The sequence below is a fragment of the Streptomyces microflavus genome (assembly GCF_014650075.1).
Classification (GTDB): Bacteria; Actinomycetota; Actinomycetes; order Streptomycetales; family Streptomycetaceae; genus Streptomyces; species Streptomyces microflavus.
On record NZ_BMUG01000016.1, the window covers coordinates 101,107 to 112,961 of the forward strand.

General features: G+C 69.7%; 4 protein-coding genes and 2 CRISPR repeat arrays (1 of these 6 running past the window's edge). Of the genes, 2 read left to right on the forward strand and 2 right to left on the reverse strand.

Features of this window, described 5'->3' with window-relative positions; translation table 11 throughout:
* Positions 1–4 precede the first annotated feature (4 nt).
* Together IE264_RS34465 and IE264_RS34470 are read left to right on the forward strand one after the other, a co-directional pair.
* Positions 5–394 carry a toxin Doc gene (locus tag IE264_RS34465; protein ID WP_190167829.1) on the forward strand — a complete coding sequence of 130 codons (390 nt, stop codon included), beginning with the start codon at positions 5–7 and terminating at the stop codon, positions 392–394.
* A gap of 453 nt (positions 395–847) precedes the next feature.
* The gene (locus tag IE264_RS34470; RefSeq protein WP_190167830.1) at positions 848–2,467 is read left to right on the forward strand and encodes a hypothetical protein; all 1,620 of its coding nucleotides are present in this window, start codon (positions 848–850) and stop codon (positions 2,465–2,467) included.
* A gap of 764 nt (positions 2,468–3,231) precedes the next feature.
* Here IE264_RS34470 and IE264_RS34475 read toward each other — a convergent pair.
* Together IE264_RS34475 and IE264_RS34480 are read right to left on the reverse strand one after the other, a co-directional pair.
* Positions 3,232–3,765 (reverse strand): hypothetical protein, encoded by a 534-nt coding sequence (locus IE264_RS34475; protein WP_190167831.1) that lies wholly within the window; start codon positions 3,763–3,765, stop codon positions 3,232–3,234.
* 2,632 nt (positions 3,766–6,397) lie between these two features.
* Positions 6,398–7,767: direct repeats of the CRISPR family, unit length 29 nt; unit sequence GGGACCATCCCCGCACGCGCGGGGAGCAG.
* A 132-nt stretch (positions 7,768–7,899) separates the two neighbouring features.
* The gene (locus tag IE264_RS34480; RefSeq protein WP_190167832.1) at positions 7,900–9,573 is read right to left on the reverse strand and encodes a DUF262 domain-containing protein; all 1,674 of its coding nucleotides are present in this window, start codon (positions 9,571–9,573) and stop codon (positions 7,900–7,902) included.
* Between the two features lie 308 nt (positions 9,574–9,881).
* A CRISPR array of direct repeats spans positions 9,882–11,855; the repeat unit is 29 nt; unit sequence GGGACCATCCCCGCACGCGCGGGGAGCAG (it continues 552 nt past the right edge of the window).

Sequence of the window (11,855 nt, forward strand, 5' to 3'; positions counted from 1 at the left end):
CCCCGTGGATCTTCACGTCGACATCCGCTGGCTCCTCGACCGCCAGGAGGAGCTCCTGGGCAAGGAGCTGACCGTGCGGGACTACTCCGCACTGGTTGCGGCCGTGGCCCGGCACCGCGTCAACACCCCCAGCCTGGACGAGGGTGCGCCGGACGCCTTCTGGCGGGCTGCGGCCCTATTGGAGCAGATTGTGCTGCTGCGTCCGCTCCCGGTCCGCAGCGAGCTCTTCGGGTACGGCGTCGCCACGGCCTACATCGAGGCCTCCGGCGAGTCATTGGACGCACCCTATGAGTCCTGGCGTGACCTAATCATGGACATCCAGGCGCTGCGCTTGACGGTCTACGACGTAGCCGACCGTCTGCGCTCCTGGCGCTTGCCCGGAAGACCGACCTGATGCCGCCGTAGAAACGCGAAGCGGGCCCCGTCGCCACAACGGAACCCGCTTCCTAGCAATCGACTCTCGCGTCCAAGCTCTGAGTCGTGTCCGGTGAGGTGACCTCGCCGGGGTGATACCCGCAACACCCGCGAAGGGTGTTGTGGTCACCTCTACCCAGAATAGGCGTCCCGCCTGACGGAACGCCACCACTGGACTGTTCTTTCAGGTCACATCTGCTGGTCACGGCTCCCCTCTCAGGGGAGATCCACCCATGTACCGCCCGCACCACTCCCTCCGCCGGCCTCCGGCGGTCCCGCCGGAAAAGTCCTCGGGCTCTCGTGTCACATTCGGCTTTCTGCGCGACCTTGGGCTGGGTATGAAGATCATGCCCAGGTCCCTCCCTTCCAGTGCGCATCGCCTCACAGTCAGCCGCCCCCTAGGGGCGTTCGGGCACCTCGCGGAGGTGTCCGGGTGAGGAAGCGGAGTGGTCGTCCGCCTCGGTACGCGGCGGTCCCGAACGAGACGATCGACGATGCGGTACAGCTGGATTTCATGGCGTTGGCGCTGCTGACGATCCTGCTGAGGCATCGGGACGGTTGGGACATCACGATGGCCCGGATCGGTCACCGGTACGGGTACGGCGAGGAAGCGATGGCCGGGGCGATGGGTCTGCTCCAGGCCGCCCGCTACGTGGTCAAGGTCCGGTACATGCGGCGTGAGGGCAACCATTGGGCCACCGAGGTGGCCGTCTACGACGTGCCCGCCACCGATGACGAGGTGGACGACCTCCTGGCCGCGATCGAGGAGGAGAACCCGGACGCCCGCCGGATCGAGGTGATCCCGCCGACCAAGACCGCGATCGAGAAGGCCGCGAAGCGCCGGACCAAGATCGTTCCCCGACTCCGGGAATTCCGGGACTCGGGGCCGACCTGGGGAAACACGGTAAAACCGCAGGTCGTCCCCGAGTCCGGGGTTTCCCGGGACTCGGGGGACCCCGGAGTCACTAAGAAGACGAACAGCAAGAAGAAGACGAACAGCAAGAACCCTCCGGACCTCCGTCCGTCCGTCCCTGCGGGTAGTGGCGTGCGCGAGGCGCAAGCGCCTGCGGCGCGGACGGACGGACGGGGCGGCGGCATCGAGGAGGACCAGGAGGGCGGGCCCGTACCGGCCGGGGGTAGCGGGCAGGGGGGTGGCGTCACCGACGACGCCACCCTGGAGCCCGGTGGGCCGGAGGCAAAGGCGGCAGCAACGGCGGGGGGTGTTCCTGCGGCCGGTCCGGTGCGGGTGGATGCCTCGCCCGGGGTGGGTCTGCTGCTCGCGATCGGTGCGGAGCAGCCTGACCTTCTGCTGACCGGCCGGACGCTGCGGGACCAGGGCGTCATGCTGACGGGCCTGCTGGAGGCGGGGTGGCCGGTGCCGCTGCTGCGGGAGCTGGTCATGCGCCCGCTGCCCGATCCGCTGCGCCGTAAGGTCGGCGCGGTGATCTCCGGCCGCCTCAAGGCCGCGGCCGCGATGCCGGTCCCCGGATCCGCAGCGGGCGCTGCTGTCCCGCGCCAGGCTCCTGCCCTGGAGGGCTCGGGCCCGGGGGAGCGGCGGTGGGAGGACGGGCCGACGCCCTCACCGGCCCGGTGGCAGGACATGCAGGAGGAGCGGGATCAGCTGCGGCGCGGTATCGACCGCCACCCGGGCTGCGAGGCCGATGACGGTCTGTGCCCGACGCTGGCCGTGGTGGGCGAGGCCCGGTGCGCGGCCCATCTGGGCTGGGCGCTGTGCCCGGGACCGGGGGTCGAGGGGTACACCTGCCCGGTCCGGACCCGTGACGGCGGTCAGTGCGCTACCTGCCGGGAGCAGGAGTACCTGCTGCACCTGGCCGAGACGCTGCCTGCCCGGGAGGCCGAGGACGGCATGTGCCCCGGCTACCACGGGCCCTGTGGCAGGCCGGCGGTCATCGCGGGTCTGTGCGGCCAGTGCCGCCTGTCCTCGCAGGCCGACCGTGACCGCATCGAGCGGGAGTGGGCGGCCGCCGCAGCCGCGGCCGTTGCGGCTGCTCAGGCAGAAGAAGCCCGGGAGGCGGTCCCGGCGCCGTTCTGAGCGGCCCCCGTCCCGCCCCGACCCCTACAGAGTTGGGGCGGACGAAGATCGCCCAGGGGCCCGGCGGGAGCCTCAGCGGCCGTAGGTCTGACGGCAGCAGAGCTGGGAGACCGCCCCGGATACGACTCCTCCGGCACTCCGGCACAGCGCCCGCATCTGCGGGACAGGGCCAGGAGGGCGGGGCCGGCAGGCCGCCGGGCCGGTGCCGGGCGGCGCTGCTGCGGCTGGGCGGCCCGGGTCCAGAAGCCGGCGCGGCCACACGGTGCTGGGGGACAGCGGCGCGCGGCCGGGACGACGAGCCGCTACGGGCACCCTCGGGGTGGTCTGATTCGATCCGGACCACGTCCGACCGCCTGCGGGCTGGACGTCTGGCGCGAGTGCGTGCGGAGCGGCCGTTGCGGCTTGGGTGGGCCGGGGCGCCGGGGGGCCGGCCGATACGGCCACGCACCCGGTGAGGAGCACGGCGGCCACGGGGATGCGGGCACCTCGGACAGTGCCTTCACCGAAGCCTCCGACTGGCTGGCCGGCGCAGGCGTACGAGCATGTCCAGAGCCACCTGACCTGCCGCGAGGCGGCGTTCGTTCCGGCGCTGATCCTTCGCGGGCTTGGCCTGGTACCGCTGTTGCAGCCATCCGCCCATTAGGGCTCCGCTGGCGCCGACGGTGGCCCCAATCAACCCGAACCACCCTGCTGCCACTCTCGCGTCCACGGCGCCATGATGCCGACGGGGACCAGTCTGTGTGGGGCTGATCCCGTCTTTCGCTTCAGCTTTGAAGGAAGAAGGTGCTGTCCAAGAACTCTGCGAATCGAACGCGCAGGTCCTTCACAGCCGAGTTGCGTTGTGGGGCTGGCTCGTTCCGGAGGTAGGCACCTAGCGATTCGATCGAGTCCATGCACAGCCAGAGCGTGGCCTCGCGGCGCTCCATCTCGGGCCTCGTGTCTTCCGGAGGGTTCAGGAGCACGAAGAAGGCGTTCTGTTGCAGGCGCGACCGCAGTTCAGCGTCTGGGATGCGCTGCACGTTCAGCACGATCCGCGCCACTGCGTCGTGCTGACCCCGATACCGTTCGGCGCGCTCGGACTCAGTGAGGCCGTCGTTCCCCTGGCGCGCCACGCGCTGAAGCTCATACAGGTCAAACAGGATCGTGTCAGCCGCACCTGCGGTCTGCGCTTGCCGCTGCAGCCTCTTGGCGCTCAGGTCCTGCTGACGCTGCTGGAATACGACCCCGGCGAACGTCGCGCCAGCCCCCACGAGGGCGCCCCCAAGACCGATCAGGCCGACCAATATTTCGGTTTCCACGTGGCAGATCCTCCTGGATCGGCCGATTTCCCGAGAGTGATTCTCTCGACTGCTCAATGCCCGCAGTCCGGTTTGGGACACCAGCCGCAGTCACTGCAGTAGGTGGGCGCGAGGCGGACGAGGACGACGCCGGACTGGACCGATCGGAAGGCCCGTCATCGAGACCGAGGACGGCACCTGCCCCGGCTACAACGAGCCCTGCGGCCGGGGCGTGGTGATGATGGGGCTGTACCCCCGGTGTCGCATGGCCTCGCAGGCCGACTGCGACCGCATCGGAGAAGGAGTTCAACGCGACCCGCGCCGCCGCCGCCGTCGCCGCGATCGCGGACCATGAGGGGCACACGGGCGAGCAGGAGCAGCCCGCGGAGCGGAAGCCCGAGGAGTACAAGCCGCAGGAAGAGGCCAAGGCGCACGAGGCTGCAACGCTCGAGGTCAAACTTGATGAGGAAGCCGCTTTCCGAGAGGCCGCCGAACGCGCAGAGCGCGCCGAGCAGGACCGTGAGCGCGCCGCCCGGGAGCGTGCCGTGCACGGGGAGCAGAGGTCGAAGGCATCACACAGCCGGGCGAAGTCGGGACCATCCCCGCGTGCGCGGGGAGCAGCACCCGCGAGATGGGGTGCCGGGCCGGCCGTCGGGACCATCCTCGCGTGTGCGGGGAGCAGAACATCCGCACCCGCGCTGAGGACCTGGAGCCGGGGCCATCCCCGCGTGTGCGGGGAGCAGGACGATCAGCCGGTGAGCACCAGCACGAGCTGGGGACCATCCCCGCGTGCACGGGAAGCACGGCCTGTGGGAGGTGGCCGTGCCCGAGCCGACGGGACCATCCCCGCACGCGCGGGGAGCAGTTCGCGAGCGACTTCGCGAGCTGCGGCGCACCGGGACTATCCCCGCACGCGCGGGGAGCAGTGACGCCGGCCAGGAACCAGGGCGAACTCGGCGGGACCATCCCCGCGTGCACGGGGAGCAGGCCACCCCGTACATGGCGCCCATGTCCCGCTCGGGACCATCCCCGCGTGCACGGGGAGCAGCCGAGGTAGACGTAGGGCTGCGTCAGGATCGGGGGACCATCCCCGCGTGCACGGGGAGCAGATCGGCCCGTTCTCCGGCCTGGACCTGAAGATGGGACCATCCCCGCGTGCACGGGGAGCAGCTCGCCATGTTTGTGAAGCATGGGGGCTTTTCCGGACCATCCCCGCGTGCACGGGGAGCAGGTCCAGTCGCCCTTCTCCCAGGAGTGGCCCACGGGACCATCCCCGCGTGTGCGGGGAGCAGGTCCAGTCGCCCTTCTCCCAGGAGTGGCCCACGGGACCATCCCCGCGTGTGCGGGGAGCAGATCAGCTCACAGAGTGGGCAGGGGGCCGTCATGGGACCATCCCCGCGTGTGCGGGGAGCAGCCTAGGGGCGGATCGCCGTGATCGCGGCGGCAGGGACCATCCCCGCGTGTGCGGGGAGCAGGCCCCGACCCGGAGTGGAGTCCGGATCAGGGCCGGACCATCCCCGCGTGTGCGGGGAGCAGCGGACGCGCATCGGAGACGCCTCGTCAGCCGAGGGACCATCCCCGCGTGTGCGGGGAGCAGGCCGCCGCGATCTCGCGGTCCAGCTTTCGGGTGGGACCATCCCCGCGTGTGCGGGGAGCAGGCGGGGCTCGGCAAGGCCGGACCCATCCCAGTGGGACCATCCCCGCGTGTGCGGGGAGCAGAGCCTCGTCCAGCTGCCCCACGACCAGGCCTTGGGACCATCCCCGCGTGTGCGGGGAGCAGACTTCCTGACCTGCAGCGTTACAGAGGAAAGCGCGATTCTCGAGCACTTTCACCGAATGCGACATACCGGCCATACTTTCAGCACCGTTCTCCGCTCTTCGCAGCTGTACGTCCCGTCGAGACTATCCCCGGGGGCCCTCAGGGCAGCGAGGTCGCCGACTGAAGGACGCGACGTCGCTGAGACCGTCCCCACGGGCCCGACGCAGTCCATCGGTGAGATGGGGGCGGGCAGCAGGCGGGGACCATGCCCGCGTCCGTTGGGAGCAGTTGACGCTGCGGGCCTGCCGGACTGCTCACCCGGACTATCCCCGCGTGCACGGAGAGCAGGAGGACATGGTCGGCGGCCGCCAGCTGCGCCTGGGACCATCCCAGCGTGCACGGGGAGCAGTCCGCAGGTCAGAAGTGGTGTGCCGAACATGCAGGGACTATCCCCGCACGCGCGGGGAGCACTCGCCAACCACGGGCTCGCCGGGTCGGAGTTCGGGACCATGCCCGCGTGCCGTGCACGGGAAGCACGGCCTGTGGGAGGTGGCCGTGCCCGAGCCGACGGGACCATCCCCGCACGCGCGGGGAGCAGGGTCTTCTTCGAGCCGAGCCACGCCTCAAGGAGGGACCATCCCCGCACGCGCGGGGAGCAGCTTCCTGACCTGCAGCGTTATGGAGGGAGGGTGCGATTCTCAAGCACTTTCACCGAATCCGGCATAGCGGTCAAGCTGTCAGTCACACCCTTCCGCTGTTCCGTCTGTAGTCCCGTCAATACCAACGATGGGCCCACAGGAATCGAGGGCTTGGCGGCCGAACTCGCCGGCGATGTCGGGCATCCCGCACGCGCGGGGAGCAGACGGTCAGCACCATCGTGGACGCTGCATTCGCGGGACCATCCCCGCGTGCACGGGGAGCAGCCGACGAGCGCCAGGCCAGCGGCGCGGGTGGTGGGATCATCCCCGCGTGCACGGGGAGCAGTGGTCAGCCATGGCCCCCAGTACCGCGTACTCGGGATCATCCCCGCGTGCAGGGGGAGCAGACGGATCGGATGTCCGCGACGGACGGGGTCGCGGGATCATCCCCGCACGCGCGGGGAGCAGACCTGGTCGCACAGGACCGCGACCTCGGTGTCGGGACCATCCCCGCACGCGCGGGGAGCAGATGCCGCCGAGGTCCCCGACCGCGAGCGGCTGGGGACCATCCCCGCACGGGCGGGGAGCAGAAGCCGACCAGCTCGACCGGCTGGGGCATCCCGGGACCATCCCCGCACGCGCGGGGAGCAGCAGCTTCTTGAGCCGGCGGATGACTCGAACGGAGGGCCATCCCCGCACGCGCGGGGAGCAGGGAGCCGTGGGCTTCACCTTCTTCAGCTCCTCGGGACCATCCCCGCACGCGCGGGGAGCAGGGGCGTAGTACCCGTCGGGGAGTGCGGTCATCGGGACCATCCCCGCACGCGCGGGGAGCAGAGGCAAGGACGGTGTTCACGGTCGTCACGTTCGGGACCATCCCCGCACGCGCGGGGAGCAGTGGACGTTCGTGTGTTCCGCGCTGGTTAGCCGGGGACCATCCCCGCACGCGCGGGGAGCAGGCCACCGTCGCTGATCCCCCCGCCTGTCCCGGGGGACCATCCCCGCACGCGCGGGGAGCAGGCGCCACGGAGATCACGCTCACCTGGAAGACCGGGACCATCCCCGCACGCGCGGGGAGCAGAAAAGGCCCGGTCCGCACGTGGTTCTGTGCGCGGGACCATCCCCGCACGCGCGGGGAGCAGAAGCGCGGCCGGGGCCGCAACTCCATGGTCCCGGACCATCCCCGCACGCGCGGGGAGCAGGCAGTCCAGGGGCAGGCCCGTTCCGCGCGCCGGGGACCATCCCCGCACGCGCGGGGAGCAGGGCCGGGCCGGGAGGTGTCGGCGCAGCCGGGCGGGACCATCCCCGCACGCGCGGGGAGCAGGTGTCCATCGCTTCGCAGAGGCCGGGCGGCTGGGGACCATCCCCGCACGCGCGGGGAGCAGTAGTCGGCCGGGTTCCAGATCGTCGGCTGGTCGGGACCATCCCCGCACGCGCGGGGAGCAGCTCCGGCATCTCTTCGTCGTCGAGGTCGATTCGGGACCATCCCCGCACGCGCGGGGAGCAGACCAACACGCTGAGGCACTTCCCCCGGAACAAGGGACCATCCCCGCACGCGCGGGGAGCAGCCCCCGCCCCTCTCAACCCCCCTGTTGGCGTTGGGACCATCCCCGCACGCGCGGGGAGCAGACTTCCTGACCTGCAGCGTTACAGAGGGAGAGCGCGATTCTCAAGCACTTTCACCGAATCCGGCATATCGGTCAAGCTGCCAGTCACACTCTCGCTACAGAGGAAGAACGCTTTCCATGGTCTCGCCGGTTCTTACAGATCCCATTCATCGGCCAGCAGGCCCACGAGTCGCAATTGTCGCTTCTGTAGCAGCTCCGGCACCCACGTCTCATGCTGAAGGACCTGACTGGTCAGCGCGAACGTTGAGACGCCGTGCCTGCCGGTGAAGTACTTGGTCTTCTTCTCCGTGAAGTCGTAGTTCTGGGCATAGGCGTTCTTCGTTCGGTTCAGCAGAACGAGGTTGCCCAACCGGTGCGTCCACTGTCCGCGTTGCTTCTCGGTGAAATCACGTAGCCACCGCGCCCCGGCCTTCGGGTTCTGCGGCAATACGTGCTCGACGGTGATCAACGCGTGGTCGTACGAGACTCCGGGCTTTCCGGCAAGCATCTCGTCCAGGCGAAGCAGAATGTACTTACGAGTCCTGGTGACGAGGTAGATGTCACCTTCCAGACGGGCAAGAGTCTCGGTCCTCTCCTCATCCGTCAAAGCGAAGGACGGAGCATCCAGGCCCTTGCCGGCGTCGAGCTCCCGCAGCAGGTCCGCGTAGCGTGTGACGCGAGGAGTGGTGTAGACCCGGCGAATGAACATACTGGCCGCGAGTCGCTCCAGCGCGCCGAAGAACCTGTCGAGCCAGGCGGGATCGTGGCCATGGGTGCGCAGTGCCCACAGAGCCGCAGGCCGCCAGTCGTTGTTGTCGATCTGCTGGAGTCGTTTGAACCAGGCGTTGACCTGCTCGGCTCCTGAGGCCGCCGTGTAGCGGGCATCACGAATCTGCACGTAGGCATCCGCATACGGCACCACGACCTCGGTGACGAATGCCTCGGCCTTGCCCGGCAAATAGCGACTGAGGACCTGCTCGGGAAACTCCTTGAGCAGTTCCCGCTCCGCCCGCTTCATGGCGAACACCATGCGCAGGTGGAGGAAAAGATCAGCGAAGTCATCCCGGCCCAGAGCCTCCTCGGCGTCCTCCCACTTGCGGGCACACTGCTCCGAAGCGACCTCGTCCAGAGCCCCGATGATGTGCGACTTGAAAATGTCCGTCGGTGACAGGTCCATGCCCCGAGAGTTCATCACGCTAAAAATCCGGTGGGCGCTGTCAAGGTCAGGGGTGCTAACCACGACCAGGAAGGTACGCTCCCCCAGCATCTGCACAAGGTCCAGGCGGCGAGCCTCGGACCATTCCACGAGTATCGCGTGCAGTGCGGCCGCATTGCGCAGCACGGCCTTCTGCGCGTCCGTAGGCAGGGACCCCTCCTTCAGGCTCCGCAGTGCCTCGGTGCCTTCCCTCGTCTGGATGTACTGCTGGAAGAAGCCCGCGTCGCGCATACGCAGGGTGAGCCTGGGCTTGGGAGCGAGCCGCCGGACCTTGTTGCCGGGCTCCGTGACAAGCCTGTCGAGATCGCTGCGTAGATCAACGTCCTCCGTCAGGTCACGCAGGAGGGCAAACAGGATGGTCAGCGTAGTGAGGCGCTGCTGCCCGTCAATAACCTCTGCCGGTGCATCGCCTTTCGCCTTGACCAGGACGACCGAGCCAAGGAAGTACGGCTCGCCCGTGCCCCGTTCAAGCGACTCCTCCAGATCCGTGAGCAACTGGACCGCCTGCTCGACATCCCACGCGTAAGGCCGCTGGTAGTCCGGAATCCTGAAGTCGTAGTCGCTGCTGAACACCTTGTGCAGGGAAACTTCCTGCGCCTCGAGCTGCTGCATGCCCCCATGATGAGGCAGCAGTTGGCACCGCGTCCCGGTAGACAACGAACCCGGCCCAAGTCGCTGACGCGGCGCCCGGGGCCAGCAAGGTGTCGGCTCGGCTCCGCCCCGCGCGGAGAACACCGCTATGGGGTCATTGACTCCACGGCATCACCGGATCGCCTCCACCCGCCCGGAGAGCACCCGAATACGAACGCCCAGCTCAGCCGACCCCGGGTGTTCTCCACGCGAGGTAAGCCGCTGTCAAGAACCACCCCCGCGCGCGGCAGTGAGCAGCGGACGGCCGCCCGTGCAGTGTCGAAGAACCAGGGACCATCCCCGCGGGCGCGGGGAGCAGTCTGCCTTCTTCGTCTCGACGATCACCGTCAGGGGACCATCCCCGCAGGCGCGGGGAGCAGACATCCTCAACGTGAAGATGAAGGACTGGGGGAGGACCCTCCCCGCGAGCGCGGGGAGCAGTGCTCGTCCTCGCCCTTCGTCTCGATGCGGTAGGGACCATCCCCGCACGCGCGGGGAGCAGTACGGGCTGTCCGGCTCCCCTCGGCCCTGCCCGGGACCATCCCCGCACGCGCGGGGAGCAGGGGGAGATCCTCACGTTTGTCCCGTCGCTGCTGGGACCATCCCCGCACGCGCGGGGAGCAGCCACAAGGGGCGCAGCGCGATCAGGCTCCGGCGGGACCATCCCCGCACGCGCGGGGAGCAGAGATTGGGAGATCCAACGTTGTGGATTGGATAGGGACCATCCCCGCACGCGCGGGGAGCAGCCGGCCGGGTCGATGTAATGCCGCCATCCGGTGGGACCATCCCCGCACGCGCGGGGAGCAGTTGTCGTCGGTGTCGACGACTGCTACGTCGAGGGGACCATCCCCGCACGCGCGGGGAGCAGGGATGAGTACGACCACGATGGAGCTTACGGAGAGACCATCCCCGCATGCGCGGGGAGCAGGCCGCCAGCGTGGCGGCGAGCAGCGAGCAGACGGGACCATCCCCGCACGCGCGGGGAGCAGGACGTCGACAAGATGACGTCGTCCCTGGGCCGGCGATCATCCCCGCGTGCGCGGGGAGCAGCATGGGTGGCACACCCTCATAGGGACCATCCCCGCGTGCGCGGGGAGCAGATGCGACGGGACGAACACGACGGACCCCCGGGGGGACCATCCCCGCGTGCGCGGGGAGCAGGAGCACAGGAATACGAGGGCGCTGACCGCCAGGGGACCATCCCCGCGTGCGCGGGGAGCAGAGGTTCAGGCCCGGGGGGATCGCCTCGATCTCGGGACCATCCCCGCGTGCACGGGGAGCAGACCTCACGAACGCGGGTGTACGGGTCGGACGTGGGACCATCCCCGCGTGCACGGGGAGCAGTAGAAGTGGGCGTTGCCGTCGACCTCGGCCTTGGGACCATCCCCGCGTGCACGGGGAGCAGTGCACGGAGCGGACTTCGGGATCGCTCTCCGAGGGACCATCCCCGCGTGCACGGGGAGCAGAGAACGGGCGCGAGGACCTGGACGTGTCCGGTGGGACCATCCCCGCGTGCACGGGGAGCAGGGCCCGTTCGGGGCGCCCACGAACCCCTTCAAGGGACCATCCCCGCGTGCACGGGGAGCAGGGCCTGCACCTCGATCTGGAACTGGCGGCCCAGGGACCATCCCCGCGTGCACGGGGAGCAGGAGGCCGAGGTGAGGATGCCCTGGGCGATCAGGGGACCATCCCCGCGTGCACGGGGAGCAGAGTCACCGGGAAAAAGGACGGCTCGCAGCCGCGGGACCATCCCCGCCTGCACGGGGAGCAGTCATTGCGGCCGATCTCCCGGCCGATGGCCCGGGGACCATCCCCGCGTGCACGGGGAGCAGCAGGAAATTGATGCGCTTACCGGTCCGTCTTCGGGACCATCCCCGCGTGCACGGGGAGCAGGTCCTGTCCGGACTGACCGCCGCCGCCGTGGGGGGGACCATCCCCGCGTGCGCGGGGAGCAGACGAAGGGACCCGACATGAGCCACACCAGCGCGGGACCATCCCCGCGTGCGCGGGGAGCAGTAGGGAATCGGCAATGTTCGTGCCGGTTTCTGGGGACCATCCCCGCGTGCGCGGGGAGCAGCGCAAGCGGGCGCTGCGCCGAGCTGCCGGACGGGGACCATCCCCGCGTGCGCGGGGAGCAGCGGGGAAACAGGGGGCGTCCGCTGGTCAGGGCGGGACCATCCCCGCGTGCGCGGGGAGCAGGCCCACTCCTGTGCACCGGCCGTGAGCAGGATGGGACCATCCCCGCGTGCGCGGGGAGCAGGTCG

Coding starts and splice junctions, on each gene's coding strand:
- IE264_RS34480 (WP_190167832.1), bottom strand. CDS start 9,573: ATGCAGCAGCTCGAGGCGCAGGAAGTTTCCCTGCACAAGGTGTTCAGC.